Source organism: Pseudomonas sp. MS01C9 (assembly GCF_058202755.1).
Map to the genome: position 1 here is coordinate 2,123,363 of NZ_CM177073.1, position 18,632 is coordinate 2,141,994.

The 18,632-nt window shown below is 63.4% G+C and carries 19 protein-coding genes and 1 other RNA gene; 10 read left to right on the forward strand and 10 right to left on the reverse strand.

The window, feature by feature from the left end; all coding sequences use genetic code 11:
- Positions 1-43 precede the first annotated feature (43 nt).
- Positions 44-364 carry a DUF2388 domain-containing protein gene (locus AC1M7R_RS09840; RefSeq protein WP_172834654.1) on the forward strand — a complete coding sequence of 107 codons (321 nt, stop codon included), beginning with the start codon at positions 44-46 and terminating at the stop codon, positions 362-364.
- Between the two features lie 89 nt (positions 365-453).
- Here the strand turns inward: AC1M7R_RS09840 and gcvH are convergent, their stop codons facing one another.
- The 8 genes from gcvH to AC1M7R_RS09880 all read right to left on the reverse strand — a co-directional run bounded on the left by gcvH (position 454) and on the right by AC1M7R_RS09880 (position 9,656).
- Positions 454-840 (reverse strand): glycine cleavage system protein GcvH, encoded by a 387-nt coding sequence (gene gcvH / locus AC1M7R_RS09845; RefSeq protein ID WP_072390428.1) that lies wholly within the window; start codon positions 838-840, stop codon positions 454-456.
- Between the two features lie 48 nt (positions 841-888).
- Entirely contained in the window at positions 889-1,971 is a 1,083-nt protein-coding gene (gcvT, locus tag AC1M7R_RS09850; RefSeq protein WP_072390433.1) for a glycine cleavage system aminomethyltransferase GcvT, read from the reverse strand.
- A gap of 334 nt (positions 1,972-2,305) precedes the next feature.
- Positions 2,306-3,913 carry an ABC transporter permease gene (locus AC1M7R_RS09855; protein WP_123595380.1) on the reverse strand — a complete coding sequence of 536 codons (1,608 nt, stop codon included), beginning with the start codon at positions 3,911-3,913 and terminating at the stop codon, positions 2,306-2,308.
- 214 nt (positions 3,914-4,127) lie between these two features.
- Positions 4,128-5,132, reverse strand: coding sequence for an extracellular solute-binding protein (locus tag AC1M7R_RS09860; protein WP_072390439.1), 1,005 nt, complete (start codon positions 5,130-5,132; stop codon positions 4,128-4,130).
- Between the two features lie 113 nt (positions 5,133-5,245).
- Entirely contained in the window at positions 5,246-6,463 is a 1,218-nt protein-coding gene (locus AC1M7R_RS09865; RefSeq protein WP_172834653.1) for a 2-octaprenyl-3-methyl-6-methoxy-1,4-benzoquinol hydroxylase, read from the reverse strand.
- 80 nt (positions 6,464-6,543) lie between these two features.
- Positions 6,544-7,743 (reverse strand): 2-octaprenyl-6-methoxyphenyl hydroxylase, encoded by a 1,200-nt coding sequence (gene ubiH / locus AC1M7R_RS09870; protein ID WP_072390445.1) that lies wholly within the window; start codon positions 7,741-7,743, stop codon positions 6,544-6,546.
- Positions 7,740-9,074, reverse strand: a complete 1,335-nt coding sequence (gene pepP / locus AC1M7R_RS09875) for a Xaa-Pro aminopeptidase (RefSeq protein WP_072390448.1) — start codon at positions 9,072-9,074, stop codon at positions 7,740-7,742. Before pepP ends, ubiH begins: the two co-directional genes overlap by 4 nt.
- Positions 9,075-9,101: 27 nt before the next feature.
- Positions 9,102-9,656 carry a YecA/YgfB family protein gene (locus tag AC1M7R_RS09880; RefSeq protein WP_072390451.1) on the reverse strand — a complete coding sequence of 185 codons (555 nt, stop codon included), beginning with the start codon at positions 9,654-9,656 and terminating at the stop codon, positions 9,102-9,104.
- Positions 9,657-9,777: 121 nt separating this feature from the next.
- Here AC1M7R_RS09880 and AC1M7R_RS09885 point away from each other — a divergent pair, with 121 nt between their 5' ends.
- The 4 genes from AC1M7R_RS09885 (at position 9,778) to AC1M7R_RS09900 (ending at position 11,233) form a co-directional block, all read left to right on the forward strand.
- A complete protein-coding gene (locus AC1M7R_RS09885) occupies positions 9,778-9,987 on the forward strand; it encodes a TIGR02449 family protein (RefSeq protein ID WP_017845111.1) in 210 nt (69 codons plus the stop codon).
- Positions 9,984-10,301 carry a cell division protein ZapA gene (locus tag AC1M7R_RS09890; protein WP_072390454.1) on the forward strand — a complete coding sequence of 106 codons (318 nt, stop codon included), beginning with the start codon at positions 9,984-9,986 and terminating at the stop codon, positions 10,299-10,301. The genes AC1M7R_RS09885 and AC1M7R_RS09890 overlap by 4 nt, the downstream gene beginning before the upstream one ends.
- A gap of 30 nt (positions 10,302-10,331) precedes the next feature.
- Positions 10,332-10,511: non-coding RNA, 6S RNA (ssrS, locus tag AC1M7R_RS09895), on the forward strand.
- A gap of 116 nt (positions 10,512-10,627) precedes the next feature.
- Complete coding sequence (locus AC1M7R_RS09900; RefSeq protein WP_490610384.1) at positions 10,628-11,233, forward strand: 5-formyltetrahydrofolate cyclo-ligase; 606 nt, start codon at positions 10,628-10,630, stop codon at positions 11,231-11,233.
- 35 nt (positions 11,234-11,268) lie between these two features.
- On the opposite strand, the gene AC1M7R_RS09905 is transcribed toward AC1M7R_RS09900, so the two are convergent.
- On the reverse strand, positions 11,269-11,415 hold the full coding sequence (locus tag AC1M7R_RS09905; RefSeq protein WP_092179885.1) for a hypothetical protein: 147 nt from the start codon (positions 11,413-11,415) through the stop codon (positions 11,269-11,271).
- A 195-nt stretch (positions 11,416-11,610) separates the two neighbouring features.
- On the opposite strand from AC1M7R_RS09905, the gene AC1M7R_RS09910 reads away from it, so the two are divergent.
- From AC1M7R_RS09910 to AC1M7R_RS09925, 4 genes are all read left to right on the forward strand, one after another.
- Complete coding sequence (locus AC1M7R_RS09910; RefSeq protein WP_072390460.1) at positions 11,611-12,060, forward strand: EVE domain-containing protein; 450 nt, start codon at positions 11,611-11,613, stop codon at positions 12,058-12,060.
- Between the two features lie 81 nt (positions 12,061-12,141).
- Positions 12,142-13,107, forward strand: coding sequence for an HlyD family secretion protein (locus tag AC1M7R_RS09915; RefSeq protein WP_371919345.1), 966 nt, complete (start codon positions 12,142-12,144; stop codon positions 13,105-13,107).
- Positions 13,104-15,830 (forward strand): ribosome-associated ATPase/putative transporter RbbA, encoded by a 2,727-nt coding sequence (gene rbbA, locus AC1M7R_RS09920; protein WP_490610385.1) that lies wholly within the window; start codon positions 13,104-13,106, stop codon positions 15,828-15,830. The genes AC1M7R_RS09915 and rbbA overlap by 4 nt, the downstream gene beginning before the upstream one ends.
- A complete protein-coding gene (locus AC1M7R_RS09925; protein WP_490610386.1) occupies positions 15,830-16,948 on the forward strand; it encodes an ABC transporter permease in 1,119 nt (372 codons plus the stop codon). The genes rbbA and AC1M7R_RS09925 overlap by 1 nt, the downstream gene beginning before the upstream one ends.
- A gap of 60 nt (positions 16,949-17,008) precedes the next feature.
- Here AC1M7R_RS09925 and AC1M7R_RS09930 read toward each other — a convergent pair whose 3' ends face one another.
- A complete protein-coding gene (locus tag AC1M7R_RS09930) occupies positions 17,009-17,425 on the reverse strand; it encodes a flagellar basal body-associated protein FliL (protein WP_072390879.1) in 417 nt (138 codons plus the stop codon).
- A 150-nt stretch (positions 17,426-17,575) separates the two neighbouring features.
- Between AC1M7R_RS09930 and AC1M7R_RS09935 the strand changes: the two genes are divergently transcribed.
- On the forward strand, positions 17,576-18,553 hold the full coding sequence (locus AC1M7R_RS09935; RefSeq protein ID WP_072390472.1) for an NADPH:quinone oxidoreductase family protein: 978 nt from the start codon (positions 17,576-17,578) through the stop codon (positions 18,551-18,553).
- The last annotated feature ends 79 nt before the right edge of the window (positions 18,554-18,632 follow it).

An 18,632-nucleotide genomic window follows, 5' to 3' on the forward strand; every position in this document is an offset into this window, starting at 1 on the left:
GCGCAGGTAATCCAAAGTCATAGTTAACCCTGTGGAGTCACCTATCATGCGTCTCAAACTTGCTGTCGCGACCCTGGCCTTGCTGTCTCTTCCTGTTGGCTCGGCGATGGCCGACACGTTTTGGCGTAACGTCATTTCATCCGGTGCGACCACCGGTTCCACCTACCTGACGTTCAAGGACAACAAGCTGATCGTCGCCGCCCAGGACGACGCCGGCAGCTTCGTCGCCAGTGACGGCAACATCCGCGGCCCATACCTGGAAGCGGCCATGCAGAAAGTCCGTGCCGACAACCCTGGCCTGCAGGCCAGCGACATGGAACTGGCCAACGCGATCCTGGCGAAAAACGCCATCGCCCAGGACTGATTCAACGCCAAAAAAAAGCCGCTCGATCGAGCGGCTTTTTTTTGGGCTGAGAAAAGTCGATGTCAACATCGACCATCCTGTGGGCGCGGTTATTCGCCGATAGCGGCTTTGTAACCCGCCGCATCCAGTAATTTGCCCAGGTCGGCATCTGCATCGGAAGGCTTGATCTTGAAGATCCACGATTCGTAGGGCGTATTGTTCAGCGCTTCCGGCTCGTCACCCAGGGCTTCGTTGACTGCAACGACTTCACCCGACACGGGCGAATAGATGTCCGAAGCTGCCTTCACCGATTCCACCACCCCTGCCGCATCACCGGCCGCCAATTCTTTGCCAAGCTCCGGCAGCTCGATGAACACGACATCACCCAGTGCCTCCTGAGCGTGATCGGAAATACCCACGGTGACGCTACCGTCAGCCTCCAGGCGCGCCCACTCGTGACTTTCGGCAAAACGCAGTTCGGCAGGGATGTCGCTCATATTCTGTGTCCTCTAGAGAAGTGTCAGCGGCCAATGGCCAGCAAAAGGTTAGATCAGGGTTTTGCCATGGCGGACGAAGGTCGGCTTGACCACCCGTACCGGGTACCACTTACCGCGAATTTCCACCTCGGCACGGTCGGCGGTGGCCATCGGAACGCGTGCCAGGGCGATTGACTTGCTAAGCGTAGGAGAAAAACTACCACTGGTGATCTCCCCTTCGCCAACATCGGCGATGCGTACCACCTGATGGGCACGCAGGACGCCGCGTTCCTCCAGCACCAGGCCGACCAGTTTATGCTGCACGCCTGCGGCCAGCTCGGCTTCCAGCGCCGCGCGCCCGATGAACTGACGGCTCGCCGGCTCCCAGGCAATGCTCCAGGCCATGTTCGAGGCCAGTGGGGAAATGTCCTGGTGAATGTCCTGACCGTAGAGGTTCATGCCGGCCTCCAGGCGCAGGGTGTCCCGGGCGCCGAGGCCTATGGGAGAAATACCGGCGCCCACCAGGTCGTTGAAGAAACTTGGCGCTTCGTGTGCAGGCAGGACAATTTCCAGGCCATCCTCACCGGTGTAGCCGGTGCGGGCGATGAACCAGTCACCGTCGGCGCGCCCTTCGAAAGGCTTTAGCTGCTGGATCAACTGGCCACGTGATTGAGTGACCAGCTCGGCAATCTTGTGCCGGGCCTGGGGCCCCTGGATCGCCAGCATCGCCAGCTCGGGACGTTCGCGCAGTTGCACGTCATATCCGCCGAGCTGCGCCTGCATCCAGGCCAGGTCCTGGTCGCGGGTCGAGGCATTGAAGACCAGACGGTAACTGTCCTCGATCCGATAGATGATCATGTCGTCGACGATGCCGCCGCGTTCGTTGAGCATGGCGCTGTAGAGGGCACGCCCCGTTTGCTGCAAGCGGTCCACGTCGTTGGCGAGCAGGCGTTGCAGCCAGGCCTTGGCCTGGGGACCGTCGACATCGATCACGGTCATGTGGGATACGTCGAACACACCGCAGTCGCGACGCACCTGATGGTGCTCCTCGACTTGCGAACCGTAATGCAAGGGCATATCCCAACCGCCAAAATCGACCATCTTCGCGCCAAGGGCGAGATGAAGGTCATACAGAGGCGTACGCTGTCCCATGGGTTTCTCCTTCCGGGCTTGGCGAAGATGCGGACGGGCACTGCACAGCGCGAACGCCGAAGAGTATTTTCAGCCGCTCTCAGTTACCCGGTCTGACAGACAGACCGCACCGAATGCCGCGCATTGTAGCCGCATGACAGTAGACTGGCACCTGCGACCGCTAGGCTCTGTTTGAAAAGTCTTGAGACTAAGGTCAGGCAGGGCGAAAAACGGCGAGAAACGACCGGGGTCGCGCTCGACTTTACTGGAGTAAATGAGCATTGCGATCGGACTCGCGCACGAGCCGGCGTTTTCAACGCAGCATGAATGAGTATCAAGGCTTTTCAGACAGGGCCTAGCGTGCCGAACGACGTATCAATCCGATGACCGGCAACAGCCCCACCAGCACCAGGGTCAACGCCGGCAAAGCAGCCCGCGCCCACTCCCCCTCGCTGGTCATCTCGAAGATCCGCACCGCCAGCGTGTCCCAGCCGAACGGGCGCATCAGCAGGGTCGCGGGCATTTCCTTGAGGACATCCACGAACACCAGCAACGCCGCACTCAAGGTGCCGGGCAGCAGCAAGGGCAGATACACTTTGAAAAACAGTCTTGGGCCACTGGCCCCAAGACTGCGTGCAGCTTCGGGCAGTGAAGGACGGATTCGTCCCAGGCTGCTTTCCAGCGGGCCGTATGCCACCGCCAGGAAGCGCACCAGGTACGCCAGCAACAGGGCCGACAGGCTGCCCAGCAACAACGGCTGGCCCGCACCGCCAAGCAGGGTCGACAACGGTATGACCAGTTCCCGATCCAGGTAGCTGAACGCAAGCATGATCGACACTGCCAGTACCGAACCCGGCAAGGCATACCCCAGGTTCGCCAGGCCCACGCCGGCCCGGATCGTACGGGTTGGCGCCAGGCGGCGGGCGAAAGCCAGCAGCAGCGCCACACACACGGTGACCAGTGCCGCCAGGCTACCCAGGTAAAGTGTGTGGAGGATCAACCCGGCATAGCGCTCATCCAGGTCGAAGCGCCCCCGCTGCCAGAACCACACCACCAGTTGCAGTACTGGAATGATGAAAGCACAGGCGAACACCAGCAGGCACCAGCCACTGGCCGCCACGGCCTTGACTCCCCGCAGGTGGTACAGAGCCTTGACCCTGGGCCGCTCGTTGCTGGCCCGCTGGGCTCCCCGGGCGCGACGTTCGCCATAAAGCACCAGCATCACCGCCAGCAACAGCAGGCTGGCCAATTGCGCCGCACTGGAGAGGCTGAAGAAGCCGTACCAGGTCTTGTAGATGGCGGTGGTGAACGTGTCGAAGTTGAACACCGACACCGCGCCGAAATCCGCCAGTGTCTCCATCAACGCCAGTGCCACGCCGGCTCCGATGGCTGGCCGGGCCATCGGCAGCGCCACTCTCCAGAAGGCCTGCCAGGGCGATTGGCCCAGCACCCGGGCCGCCTCCATCAAGCCCTTGCCCTGGGCCAGGAACGCGCTTCGCGCCAGCAGATACACATAGGGATAGAACACCAGCACCAGCACCAGGATCACCCCACCGGTGGAGCGCACCCGAGGCAGGCGCAGGCCACTGCCGAACCCTTCGCGCAGCAAGGTCTGCACCGGGCCGGCAAAATCCAGCAGGCCGACGAAAACAAAGGCCAACACATAGGCAGGGATCGCGAATGGCAACATCAACGCCCAGTCGAGCCAACGTCGGCCGGGAAATTCGCAGAGGCTGGTGAGCCAGGCAAGGCTGACCCCCAGCAAGGTGACACCCACCCCCACACCGATGATCAACGTCAACGTGTTGCCCAGCAGACGTGGCATCTGGGTGTCCCAGAGATGGGACCAGATCTGCCAGTCAATGCTCTGCCAGGAAAGCAGCAGGACACTCAGGGGCAGCAGGACCAACGCGGCGATGACGAAGACCAGGGGGTACCAGCGGCGTTGGACAGGGTGGGTCAAGGGGGATTCTCGTTCAAATGACTGTGCCCACGTTTTGCGTGGGCACTTATTCTATGACGCAGCCATTCAGCCGCACAGGACATGTGGTGATGAAGGGGCGCCTTCGGTTGGCTTTCCAGGCATGCGTCGCGATGAGCCTCTCCAAGCGGCGCTCGTATCCGGATCGCTTCGCCCCGCAGGAATCGACTCCCTCGTCACAGAGCCTGGCCGGCGATCAGTTCCAGCCAGCGCGGTCCATCATGCGAATGGCTTCGGCCTGACGCTTGCCCGCCACTTCCACCGGCAGGGTGTCTGCCTTGAACGGGCCCCAGGCAGCCACTTCCTTGGACGGCTGCACCTTCGGGTTGGCCGGGAATTCCTGGTTGATGTCGGCAAAGATGCTCTGGGCTTCGGGCGTGGTCATCCACTCCACCAGCTTCTTCGCCGCCTCCGGATGCGGCGCGTACTTGGTCAGGCCGATACCCGAGAGGTTGATGTGCACCCCACGGTCTGCCTGGTTGGGCCAGAACAGTTTCACCTTCAAGTCCGGTTTCTGCTGGTGCAGGCGACCGAAGTAGTAGGTGTTGACGATGCCGACATCGCACTGCCCGGCATTGATGGCCTCCAGCAACGCGGTATCGTCGGAGAACACATCCGTGGACAGGTTGCGGACCCAGCCCTTGAGGATCTGCTCGGTTTTTTCGGCACCGTGGGTTTCGATCAGGGTGGCGGTCAGGGACTGGTTGTAGACCTTCTTCGAGGTGCGCAGGCACAGGCGGCCTTCCCACTCATCGCCTGCCAGGGCTTCATACGTAGTCAGCTCGCCGGGTTTGACCCGCTCGGTGGAATAGGCAATGGTCCGCGCCCGCAGGCTCAAGCCTGTCCAGGCATGGGAAGACGCGCGGTACTGGGGCGGGATGTTGGCATCGATCACCGGGGAGGTGAACGGCTGGAGGATGCCCATCTGCTCGGCCTGCCAGAGGTTGCCGGCATCGACGGTCAGCAGCAGGTCGGCAGTGGCGTTTTCGCCTTCGGCCTTGATGCGTTGCATCAACGGCGCTTCCTTGTCGGTGATGAACTTCACCGGGACGCCGGTCTTCTTAGTGTACGCATCGAAGACCGGCTTGATCAGTTCATCGATACGCGAGGAGTAGACCACCACCTCATCGGCGGCCTGGACGGCCGTGGTGCCGAGCAGGGTCAGGGCGAGGGCGGACAGCAGGCGCTTGGATGCCAACATGGTAGCGGTCTCTCGATTATGAACGAGCGCAAATGATAAGGACTCACATTTGGCGTCACAATCGAACCTTGGGCCAAGACGTTTCCAAATGTTGCACGTCGGGGCAACAGCGTTCAGGCCTTGGCCAGGTCCGGCAAGTCCCCGGTCAATCCCAGCGCCTCGCGTACGAACAACGCCTTGGCCTCGGGCAACCGGTCCACCAGCCGCAGCCCGGTGTTGCGCAACCAGCGCACCGGCAGCGGATCGGCCTGGAACAACCGTTCGAAACCTTCCATCGCCGCCATCAACGCCAGGTTATGGGGCATGCGCCGACGTTCGTAGCGACTCAGCACCTTGACGTCCGCCAGCCGCTCGCCCCGCCCGCTCGCCTGGAGCAACACTTCGGCCAGCACCGCCGCATCGAGGAACCCCAGGTTGACCCCTTGGCCAGCCAGGGGGTGAATGGTGTGGGCCGCATCGCCGATCAGCGCCAGGCCTTCGGCCACGTAGCGCTTGGCGTGCCGTTGACGCAACGGTACGCACAGGCGTGGGTCGGCCTCGATGACCTGGCCGAGCTGGCCTTCGAAGGCCCGCTCCAGCTCGCCGCAGAAAGTGCCGTCATCGAGGGCCATCAAACGCTGCGCTTCGCCGGGCGTGGTGGACCAGACGATCGAGCACCAGTCGTGTCGACCATCGCGCTCCAGGGGCAGGAACGCCAATGGCCCGTTATCGGTGAACCGCTGCCATGCCGTCATCCGATGCGGCCGGGCGCTGCGCACGCTGGTGACGATGGCGTGATGCAGGTAATCCCACTCGCGCGTGGCTACCCCAGTCAGCCGGCGCACCGCGGAGTTCGCGCCGTCGGCGGCGATCACCAGGGGGGCCCGCAGGGTACGGCCATCGGCCAGGGTCAGCAGCCATTCGTCACCGGAGCGGCGCATCTGCTCCAGCCGTGCGTTGGCCAGCAAGCCCAGGTCGCAGTCGTGCAGCCGGTCCAGCAACGCATCCTGCACCACACGGTTTTCCACGATGTGCCCCAGTACGTCGGCATGCAGGCTGGCAGCCGAGAAATGGATCTGTCCGGTACCGCTACCGTCCCAGACGTGCATATCGGTATACGGGCTGGCACGCCGTGCGGCGATCCCCCCCCAGACGCCCAGACGCTCCAGGATCCGCTGGCTGGCCGCCGACAAGGCACTGACCCGGGGTTCGAACGGGGCCTGGGAGTCGAAGGGTTTGACACTCATCGGGCTGCCATCGACCAGCAACACTTGCAGGCCACTGCCTTGCAAGGCCAGCGCCAGGGCGCTGCCGACCATACCGGCGCCGACAATCAGCAGATCTGCACGCAATTCCATGCTTCAAGCCTGTGCTGCGGGCGACATCAGCCGCCCTTGGAAAGATTGATCGGACCTGGTGCCCATGGCATCGCTCATACATCGCTCCAGACATCGGGCCGCGTTCCCAGGCCCATGGCCTGGCGGGCGAACCAGCGCTTGGCCCCAGGCAAGAGGTCGAGGCCCAGCAGGCCCAGGTTACGCCCCAGGGAAACCAGCGGCAGGCTGCTGCTGAACAGGCGAGTCACCTGGTCGGAGAACCCGACCGTCAGGTTCTGATCCAGTCGCTGGCGTTCGCGATAGGCTTGCAACACGGCGAAGTCCCCTGGCGGGGTGTCACTGTCGAGCAAGGCGTCCGCCAAGGCCTGGGCATCGCGCAAGGACAGGTTGAACCCCTGCCCGGCGATCGGATGCAGGCTATGGGCAGCATTGCCCAGGATCGCCAGGTGCGGGCGCACCTGCTCTTCGGCCTCCACCAGCGCCAACGGATACAGATGGCGCGCGCCTACCTGCTTGAGGATGCCCAGTCGATACCCGAACACGCCCTGCAGTTCCTCCAGGAAACTGCGCTCGTCGAGGGCCGCCAGACGTTGCGCGTCCATACCCTGGCGGGTCCAGACCAGTGCGCAGCGGTTCTCCGGCAACGGCAGCAGGGCCATCGGCCCCTCGTCGGTGAAACGTTCGAAGGCCATGCCGTTATGGGCTTCGCCAGGGGTGATATTGGCAATCAACGCGCTCTGGTCATAAGGACGGTGCCGCACGCCTACGCCCAACTGCTCCCGCAGATTGGAACGGCCGCCGTCTGCCAGCACCGCCAGGTCGCATTCCAGGGTGGTTTCATCATCCAGGGTCAGGCGGTAGCCGCCTGCCAGGGGCTCCATCCGAATGACCTGCGCCGGGCACCGCCAGCTCACTACGTCCCTGTCCAGGCCCTGCCACAGGCACTGGCCGAGCCAGGCGTTTTCCACCACGTAGCCCAGGGCGGGCACGCCCTCTTCCATGGCCGACAGCCGCGCCGTGGAAAACCGCCCGCGATCGGACACGTGGATCTGCTTGATGGGTTCGGCGCGACGGGAAACCTCCTGCCAGAGACCGAGGCGCTGGTAGATCTGCCGGGAACCGAACGACAGCGCCGAGGAGCGGGCATCGTAGCTCGGCTGCCAGGCGTCGCCGGGGGCGAAAGGCTCGATCAGGGTGATCGTCCAGCCCCGGGCCTTGGCACCGGCCTGCAGGGCCAGGGCCAGGCTCGCGCCGACCAGGCCTCCGCCGATGATTGCCAGATTGACCCGGCTCATGCCGCTTGCGTCCGCGCGGCGGCCATCAGGGCCTCGATTTCGGCTACTGTCTTCGGTACATCCCTGGTCAGGATTTCACAGCCGTTCTTGGTCACTACCACGTCGTCCTCGATGCGCACGCCAATGCCGCGCCATTTTTTCGCTACGCTGCGGTTGCCGGGCGCGATGTAGATGCCCGGCTCCACGGTCAATGTCATGCCGACTTCCAGCACCCGCCACTCGCCACCGACCCGGTATTCACCCACGTCGTGCACGTCCATGCCCAGCCAATGGCCGGCACGGTGCATATAGAACGTGCGATAGGCTTCGCTGGCGATCAACTCGTCCACGTCCCCCTCCAGCAACCCCAGGCGCACCAGCCCTTCGGTAATGACCCGCACGGTCGCTTCATGGGCCTGGTTCCAGTGCTTGTCTGGCGCGATCTCGGCGAACGCGGCTTCCTGGGCGGCCAGCACCAGCTCGTAGATCGCCTTCTGCTCGGGCGAGAACCGGCCGTTGACCGGCCACGTCCGCGTGATGTCACTGGCGTAGCAGTCGATTTCACAACCGGCGTCGATCAACACCAGGTCGCCATCCTTGAGCAGCGCATCGTTCTGCTGGTAGTGCAGGATGCAACCATTGCGACCCGCCGCGACGATCGAGCCATAGGCCGTCATCTTCGCCCCGCCCTTGCGGAACTCATAATCCAGTTCGGCTTCCAGGCTGTATTCGTACAGCCCCGGACGCGCTGCCTGCATCGCCCGCACATGCGCACGGGCGGAAATCCGGGCTGCCTCGCGCATGACCTTCACTTCCGCCGCCGATTTATACAGGCGCATGTCATGCAGCAGATGATCCAGGGCAACGAATTCGTTCGGCGGCTGGGCGCCGAGGTTGGCCTTGGAGCGAATCACGTTGATCCACTCCATCAGGTGCCGGTCGAATTCGGGATTGCTGCCCATGGCCGAATAGACCCGGTCGCGGCCTTCTATCAGCCCCGGCAGGATGTCGTCGATGTCGGTGATGGGAAACGCGTCGTCGGCGCCGTAGTCACGGATCGCGCCCTCCTGGCCGGCTCGCAGGCCATCCCACAATTCACGCTCGGCGTTGCGCTCGCGGCAGAACAGGATGTATTCGCCATGGACCCGGCCCGGCATCAGCACGATCACCGCCTGAGGCTCGGGGAACCCGCTGAGGTACTGGAAATCGCTGTCCTGGCGATAGACATGCTCGACGTCGCGATTGCGGATCGCCACGGCGGCCGCGGGCAGGATGGCGATGCTGTTGGGTTCCATCTGCGCCATCAGGGCCTTGCGGCGACGGCTGTATTCCGATTTCGGGATATGGATCATGGGCAGACGGCTTTCCCTTTCCAGCAATCAGTGCAAGGACGGCTTGGCGGCCGGCTCGGCGGTTTTCCGGGTCTCGGTGAACAGCAACAGGGGCGCGACCCGCAGGTATTCCATCACTTCCATGTAATCGCTTTCGCCGTCATCGGACTCTTCCAGGGCATCCTGGACTTGGGAAATCGCCGCCAGGTCCTGCAGCACTTCGTTCGCCTCGGCGCTCAGCGCATAGGCGCGGCGAGTCAGGCCGAAGCCGGCAAGGAAACCCTGGCACCACTGGCCCAGCGCGGCAGCGCGTTCGGCCAGCGGCGCATCGTCGGTGGGCAGCAGCAGGACGACAGTCATGTCATCGCTGGTCAACTCACCCTTGACCATCTCCTGCAGGCCGATGAGAGCATTGCGGACGTTGTCCGCCGGCTCGCCTTCCAGCAGCTCGGCGGCGTCGGCCAGCCAACCCTCGGCGTCGAAGCCGGCACCGGCGCAGCTGCGGCCGAGCAGCAGGCCATGCAGTTCGGCAGGCGATACGGGGTGGCCGCTGGTGCTCAGCAGGGTGGCGAAAGCTTGATACGGGGAATTCTGAATGGGCATGGGCAGCTAGGCGCCAGACGGCGCTATGTCTAGAATGGAGGCCTTGTATCCTACATCGACAGACTCGCCAAGACCATTAAAGGCTGTGCGACCCACATCCCCCATCAGACAGTGGATCACAATGGAAGACACCGACCTGCAAGCGCTGATGGCCAGACTCGAGCTGCTAATTGACCGGGTCGAGCAACTTAAGCGTCAAAACGGACTCCTATTAGCTCAGGAAAAGACCTGGCGCGAGGAACGCGCGCACCTCATTGAAAAAAACGAAATCGCCCGGCGTAAGGTCGAATCGATGATTTCGCGCCTCAAGGCCCTGGAGCAAGACTCATGAGTTCAAGCAATAGCGTTACCGTGCAGATCCTCGACAAAGAGTATTCGATCATCTGCCCCCAGGAAGAGCGCAACAACCTGGTGAGCGCCGCCCGCTACCTGGACGGCAAGATGCGCGAGATCCGCAGCAGCGGCAAAGTCATCGGTGCCGACCGCATCGCCGTGATGGCCGCCTTGAACATCACCCACGACCTCTTGCATCGCCAGGATACGCCCGAGGTACAGATCAGCGGCTCGACCCGCGAACAGGTCCGCGACCTGCTCGAACGGGTGGATCTGGTACTGGCCACCGATCCGGACGTCAGCAAGGGCTGATTCGCGAGACAGCCTGAGGTATACTCGCCTCACTCCCTGGGGTGCTTGCCAGTTGGTGATGTCCCTGAGCCGATACGCACAACCACGGGGGTTGCACGTTGGGGCCGGTGTGCATGTCCGCTTGACGGAAAGCCTTAACGCCTCCTGCAACTTCCACCTTGAACTCTCGGGTTCAAGGGCTAAGCCGACAGCGGTTCATCCGGGGAGCCTGAATCTTCAGACAATGCCGGTCATCAAGACTGGCATTGTTGTGTCTGGCATCGGCATTTCTGGTGGCATCGTTTACGGTTACGCTGTGCGTCCATGAACCATTCCAAGCACCGACCATGACCGAACCCGCGCTACTGCCTCGTCCACAACTGCGACGCCTGTTGCGCCAGGCCCGCCGCGCCCTGACACCGGCCCAGCAACGCGAAGCCGCCCGCGGCCTCCATCGGCAACTGGCCCAGCACCCCTTGTTTCGCCGTGCCAGGCACATCGCCCTGTACCTGCCCAACGACGGCGAGATCGACCCGCGCCTGCTGCTGCGCGCCGCCCAGCGTCGAGGCAAGGCCACCTACCTGCCGGTGCTCAGCCCGTGGCCTCGCACCAAAATGGTTTTTCAACGCATCCGCCCCGGCGAGAAACTGCGCCCCAACCGTTTTCGCATCCTTGAACCCCATGTCAGCATCGCCCGGCAACGCAAGGTCTGGGCATTGGACCTGGTGCTGTTGCCACTGGTGGGATTCGACGATGTGGGAGGCCGGCTGGGCATGGGGGGTGGATTCTACGACCGCAGCCTGGCCTATCTGGCGCGGCGCAAGCAATGGCGAAAGCCGACGTTGCTGGGCCTGGCTCATGAATGTCAGAAGGTCGAAAGGCTGGCGCAGGCGAGTTGGGACGTACCGCTGCAAGGAACGGTCAGTGACAGGCGCTGGTATATCGCGCAATAGACGCCGCATTGGACAGCGGCGTCCGAAAGGCAGGTTCAGCGTTTAAGCGACGGCGCGGGCTGGGTGATATCCATCGGCGCTTCGGTCTTGCTGGCCCAAAGACTCTGGGCGTAACCCGTGGTCACGACACCCAGGCCGAACAGAATGACCAGAATCCACAACAAATCCGGTTTGCGTTTCATCGATTGCCCCCCTCAAGGCATATCACACACGATGACAGCAGCGGTTTTCTTATTGGCCGTGCAGCAGCGTCAAGCTTGGAAGGCCGGCATTTTGCGGCAACCTGAACCGACACGCAAACACTGGCGTCAACCGACTGTCGGTTTGTCATAAAATCGTAGAACTTTTTTCAAACCCTGTCTCCAGGAGTAGAAACCATGGCCCATTGGCTGATGAAATCCGAGCCCGACGAACTGTCCATCCGAGGCCTGGAGCAGCTCGGCCAGGCACGCTGGGATGGCGTGCGCAATTACCAGGCACGCAACTTCCTGCGGGCCATGGCCCAGGGCGACACCTTTTTCTTTTACCACTCCAGCTGCCCCGAACCCGGAATCGCCGGTATCGGAAAAATCGTCAAGGCCGCCTATCCCGACCCTACGGCCCTGGAACCCGATAGTCCTTACTTCGACCCGAAGGCCGGTCCGGACAAGAACCCCTGGAGCGCGCTGGACGTGGGCCATGTCGAGACATTCCCCCGCGTTCTGAAGCTGGACTTGCTCAAGCAGCAGAGCGCCCTGGCCGAGATGCCACTGGTGCACAAAGGCTCGCGCCTGTCGGTCATGCCGGTGACGCCCGAGCAGTGGGCAGCGATCATAGCGCTGCGCTGACAGGTCATGAGTTGATGGATATCAAGCTCGACCCAGGATTGTGCAGCTAGACTGCAGCGCTACAGCCGCAGGATGCCGGACATGTCGACGCCCCCTCACCTCTCTCGCTTTTTTGTCTTCGCCCTGATGGCGGTGTTGCTGGCCGCCGGTGGATTCGGCTATTGGAAATCCCGGCAGGATCGCCTGCCGGAGGGTCTGAGCATGGGCAACGGTCGCCTCGAGGCCACCGAAGTCCAGATCGCCAGCAAAACCCCGGGCCGGCTGGCGCAAGTCCATGTCGATGAAGGCGACCATGTGGTCAAGGGCCAGTTGCTGGCGCGCATGGACACCCGGACCCTCGAGGCCCAGCGCAACCAGGCCGAGGCCGAAGTGACGCGGGCCCGGGAGAACCTGGCGGCCACCGAGGCCAACGTGCAACTGCGACACAGCGAGCAACTGCTCGCCCACCAGGAGCTCAAGCGAACCCAGGAACTGTTCAAGCGCGGCTACGCCAGCGAACAGACCATCGACCAGCAGCAAGCCCGCTTCGATACCGCCAACGCCGCCGTCAACGCGGCCCGGGCCCAGGTATCGGCGGCCGTCGCCGCCATCGGTGCGAGCCTGGCCCAGGTCGCCCAACTGACCAGCGAAATAGACGACAGCAGCCTGCGCGCGCCCATCGACGGCGTGATCCAGCTGCGCCTGGCCGAACCCGGCGAAGTGTTGGGCGCAGGCGGACGGGTGCTACTGATGATCGATCCGAACGACCAGTACATGAACCTTTATCTGCCGGCGTCGGTGGCCGGTAAGCTGACCGTGGGGGACGAGGCGCGGCTGTTGCTCGACGCCCTGCCCGAGCGACCGCTGCCGGCGACGGTCAGCTTCGTGGCGGCCAAATCCCAGTTCACTCCCAAGGAAGTCGAAACCCGCGACGAACGCCAGAAACTGGTATTTCGGGTCAAGATACGCCTGACCCGGCCGGGCGAAGTTCCCCAGGCCAAGCCCGGCATGCCCGGCGCCGGCTACGTGCGCACGGCCCCCGTCGATTGGCCGGCCAACCTGCAATGAACGCCAGCGGCGGCGAGCTGGCACTGCACGCCTCAGGCCTCGAGCACCGCTACGGCCCGCATGTCGCCCTGAGCGACATCGCCTTCAGCCTGCCCGCCGGCACCCGTTGCGGCCTGATCGGCCCGGACGGGGCAGGCAAGTCGAGCCTGCTGGGGCTGATTGCCGGCGTGAAGAAGCTCCAGCAGGGTCGGTTGGAGGTACTGGGCGCCTCGATCGAGGAGCGGCGCCATCGCAACACCCTCTATCGTCGCATCGCCTTCATGCCTCAAGGGCTGGGAGGCAATCTTTACCCGGACTTGTCGATACGCGAGAACGTCCGGTTCTTCGGCACGCTGTTCGGGTTATCCCGGGGCGAGTGCGAACAGCGCATGGGCAAACTGCTGCTGGCGACCGATCTGCAGGGCTTTGCCGACCGCCCGGCGGGCAAGCTGTCCGGCGGCATGAAACAGAAACTGGGCCTGTGTTGCGCCCTGATCCACGAACCGGACCTGCTGATTCTCGACGAACCCACCACTGGCGTGGATCCGCTGTCCCGGCGCCGCTTCTGGGAACTGGTAGAGGATGTACGCCGACAACGGCCGCAACTGACCCTGCTGGTCGCCACGGCCTATATGGAAGAGGCCGAGCAGTTCGAGCACTGCCTGATGCTCGACAACGGTCGCTTGCTGGCCGAGGGATTGAGCAAGGAATTGGCGGCGGTCACACCCACCGGCAAGCTCGACTCGGCGTTTACCCATTTCCAGGGCGACAGCAGCCGCGACACCGAGCCGTTGGCGATTCCGCCCAGGAACAGCGACACCGCCGACATCGCCATCGAGGCTCACGACCTCACCTTGCGCTTCGGCGACTTCACGGCAGTCGACAAGGTCAGCTTCGCGATTGGACGCGGGGAGATCTTCGGCTTCCTGGGCTCCAACGGTTGCGGCAAGACCACCACCATGAAAGTGCTGACCGGGCTCATGCCCGCCAGCGAAGGCAGCGCCCGGCTGCTGGGCAACCCGGTCGATGCCAGGGACCTCGCCACCCGCAAACGGGTAGGTTTCATGTCTCAGAGCTTTTCACTGTATGGCGAATTGAGCGTGCGCCAGAATCTGGCCCTGCACGCCAGGCTGTTCGACCTGCCCAAGGCCGAAAGTGGCAGCCGCATCGAAGAACTGATCGAGCGCTTCAAGCTGCGGGACCACGCCGACCAGCCTTCCGGCGCCCTGCCCCTGGGCCTGCGCCAACGCTTGTCACTGGCGGTGGCGGTGCTGCACCGTCCGGAAGTCCTGATCCTGGACGAACCGACATCAGGCGTCGACCCGGCGGCGCGGGACGACTTCTGGCGATTGCTGATCGAGCTGTCTCGCGAACAAGGCGTGACGATTTTCCTCTCCACGCACTTCATGAACGAAGCCCAGCGTTGCGACCGCATTTCGCTGATGCACGCCGGCAAGGTGCTGGCTTGCGATACGCCGCAAGCCCTGCAGGCACAATTCAACGGCCAGACCCTGGAGGCCGCGTTCGTCACTTGTCTGGAGCAGGCCCAGGGTCAGACCCAGTCAGGCACTCCCCCGGTAACCCTCGACAGCAGCGAGGCCCCGCGAGACCGGCATGGCCTGAGCCTCGGTCGGTTGCTGGCCGTCGCCAGCCGGGAGGGCAAGGAACTGCTGCGGGACAAGGTCCGCATGGCATTCGCCTTGCTCGGGGCGCTGTTCATGATGGTGATCTTCGGCTACGGCATTTCCCTGGATGTGGAAAACCTCGCATTCGCCGTGTTCGACCAGGATCAGAGCCCGCAGAGCCGCGCCTACCTGGAAGCTTTTCGCAGCTCACGCTACTTCAAGGAGCAACCGGCCATCCGGGACGCCGATGAGCTGCATCGACGCCTGCAACGCTCGGAAATCAAGCTGGCCCTGGAGATCCCGCCCGGCTTCGGACGTGACCTGTATGCCGGCCGGCAGCCCACCGTCGGCGCCTGGCTGGACGGAGGCATGCCGTTTCGCGCCGAAACCAGCCGTAACTACGTCCAGGCCGTGCATCAAGCCAATCTCGAGCAGCTGGCCGAACAGAGCAGCCCGGCGCTGAACCCACAGGCCGGGGCGAAGCTGCAGACCCGGTTTCGCTACAACCAGGACGTGGTCAGCGTGAATGCCATTGGCCCAGGGGTCATGGCGCTGATCCTGGCCTTCATCCCGGCCATGTTGACAGCGCTGGGCATCGTCCGGGAAAAGGAGCTCGGTTCGATTACCAACTTCTACGCCACACCACTGACCCGCCTGGAGTTCCTCCTGGGCAAACAGGCGCCCTATCTGGTTGTCAGCCTGATCAACCTGGCCTTGCTGACGGCGATGAATCGCTGGTTGTTCGGCGTGCCGTTCAAGGGCAGTGGCCTGGCACTGGCATTGGGCGGCCTGCTCTACGTGCTGGCGACTACCAGCATGGGGATGCTGATCTCGGCATTCACCCGCACCCAGATCGCGGCGATCCTCGGCACCATGATCATCACCAGCCTGCCGACCATCCAGTTCTCCGGGCTGATCGTGCCGCGCTCGTCCCTGGAAGGCTCCGCGGCGCTGATGGGCCAGTTGTTTCCCGCCGGCTACTTCCTGGACATTGCTGTCGGCACCTTCACCAAGGCCCTGGACCTGCGCCAGCTGTGGCCGCAATGCCTGGCCTTGTGCGGCTTTTTCCTGGGATTCACCGGGCTTAGCCTGCTCATGCTGAAGAAGCAGGAGGCCTGATGCATACGCTTTCACACATCTGGCGCCTCGGATTCAAGGAATTGACCAGCCTGAGATATGACTCGGTCCTGCTGCTGTTCCTGGTCTACGCCTTCACCGTGGCCATCTACATGCCGGCCGCAGGTTCAGTCATCGGCGTTCACAACGCCAGCGTGGCGGTGGTGGATGAGGATCAGAGCCACCTCTCCCGCCAACTGGCCCAGGCGCTGCAGCCACCAGAGTTCCAGACACCGGTGGCGCTACCCTATGGGGAGCTGGACAAGGTCATGGACAGTGGCCGCTACACGTTTGTCATCGACGTGCCCGCCAATTTCCAGACCGACCTGCTGGCCGGCCGCGAGCCGGCGCTGCAACTGAACGTCGATGCCACGGCCATGAGCCAGGCCTTCATGGGGGCTGGCTACATCGGGCGGATTTTCCAGCAGGAATTGATGAGCTACAGCGGCCAGGCGCAAGCGGCTGAGCGAACGCCCGTGAAGCTGGCCACCCGGTCACTGTTCAACCCCAACCTGGAAGGCGGCTGGTTCCTGGCCGTGATCCAGATCGTCAATAACATCACGATCCTGGCCATCATCCTGACGGGCACTGCGCTGCTGCGCGAACGCGAGCACGGAACCCTCGATCACCTGCTGGTGCTGCCATTGACGGCGCTGGAGATCATGCTGGCGAAAATCTGCAGCAATATGCTGGTGGTGGTCCTGTGTACCTGGATCTCACTGGAAGTCGTCGTCAAGTTCGCACTGGGGGTGCCCCTCGCCGGCTCCCTGCCACTCTTCCTGGCAGTGACTGCCCTCTACCTGTTCGCCAGCACCGCGCTGGGTATTTTTCTGGCTACCCTGGCTCGCTCCACGCCACAGTTCGGGCTGCTGTCGATTCCCGTCATTATCCCGATGCTGCTGCTATCCGGCGGCAGTACGCCGCTGGACAGCATGCCGCAATGGCTGCAGTGGGTGATGCAGGGCTCGCCATCCACCCATTTCGTCAGCCTGGGGGCGGCGATCCTGTTCCGTGACGCTGGCGTCGATGTGGTGTGGCCGGACCTGCTGGCGCTGGCGGCCATCGGGCTGCTGTTCTTCGCGATCGCGCTGGGGCGGTTCCGCAAGAGCCTGGCCTCTTGATGCGGCCTTGAGCCACGCGCGCGATTCTCGGCGCGTGCCTCAAGGCTGCGATGCAGCGACCTACTGGATGATCAGGTTGTTGAAGAGCAGGTCATCCACCATCGGCTTGCCTGTCTCGTCGTTCATGACCTGCTGGGTCTGCTTCAACGCTTCCTGACGCAACTTTTCCTTGGCTTCAAGGTTGTTCATCGTCTCGCTGGTCTGCTGGGCGAACAGCGCAACCAGCTGGTTACGGATCAGCGGCTCGTTGGCCTTCACCGCCGCCGCCGCGGCATCGCCCGTGACGCGCAGGGCCACGTCGGCCTTGTAGACCTTGAGCTTCGCCGTACCGTCCAGGCCATAGTTGCCCACGAAAGGCGGGCTAAGGGTGATGTAACTGACCTTCGGCGCCTCGCCTTCCTTGGCCTCCTTGGCCTCTTCGGCCGTCGCCATCACAGGCAGCGACAGGGCCAGCATCAACATGATCCACGCTTTCACATTCGACTCCTCATCCGGTTTGCGGCCCAGCATACCGCCCCGCCGCTCAAGCACAAGCTTATGGCCGGCTATCAGGGCAGGGCATGCTCGTTGACCCATTGACTCTCACACCTACACTTATCGGCCAACACTCCCAAAGGAATAGCCCTGATGAAAGCCGTGCTGTGCAAAGAATTCGGCCCCGCCGAATCGCTGGTGCTGGAAGAAGTCGCCAGCCCTGTCGCGAAAAAGAACGAAGTGTTGCTGGATGTGCATGCCGCCGGGGTGAATTTCCCTGACACGCTGATCATCGAGGGCAAGTATCAGTTCAAGCCTCCCTTCCCTTTCTCGCCCGGCGGCGAAGCGGCGGGAGTCATCCGTGAAGTGGGCGAAAAGGTCAGCCACTTGAAAGTCGGCGACCGGGTCATGGCGCTGACCGGCTGGGGCAGCTTTGCCGAACAGGTCGCGGTGCCGGGCTATAACGTCCTGCCCATTCCATCGTCCATGGACTTCAACACCGCCGCGGCATTCAGCATGACCTACGGCACCTCGATGCACGCCCTCAAGCAGCGAGCCAACCTGCAACCCGGCGAAACCCTGCTGGTGCTGGGCGCCTCCGGCGGCGTCGGCCTGGCCGCGGTGGAGATCGGCAAGGCCATGGGCGCCCGGGTGATTGCCGCCGCCAGCAGCGCGGAAAAACTCGCCGTGGCCAAGGCCGCGGGCGCCGACGAATTGATCGACTACAGCGAAACGAGCCTGAAGGATGAAATCAAGCGCCTCACCGACGGCCAGGGCGCCGATGTGATCTACGACCCGGTGGGTGGGGACCTGTTCGACCAGGCCATTCGCGCCATCGCCTGGAATGGCCGACTGCTGGTGGTGGGGTTCGCCAGCGGTCGCATCCCCGAGTTGCCGGTGAACCTGGCGTTGCTCAAGGGCGCCGCCGTGGTAGGGGTGTTCTGGGGCTCCTTCGCCCAGCGCCAGCCCCAGGACAACGCCGCCAACTTCCGGCAGCTGTTCGGCTGGTTCGCCGAAGGCAAGCTCAAGCCGCTGGTTTCCCAGGTGTACCCCCTGAGCCAGGCCGCCCAGGCCATCAATGACCTGGGCCAGCGAAAGGCCGTTGGCAAGGTGGTCGTGCAAGTGCGTTGAATGCACCAGGGCGGTCCTGGCCGGATTTGCGCAGGCCGCCCTGGACGAGCTTTTTCCCCTCCCCCCTTCCTCAAGCAGC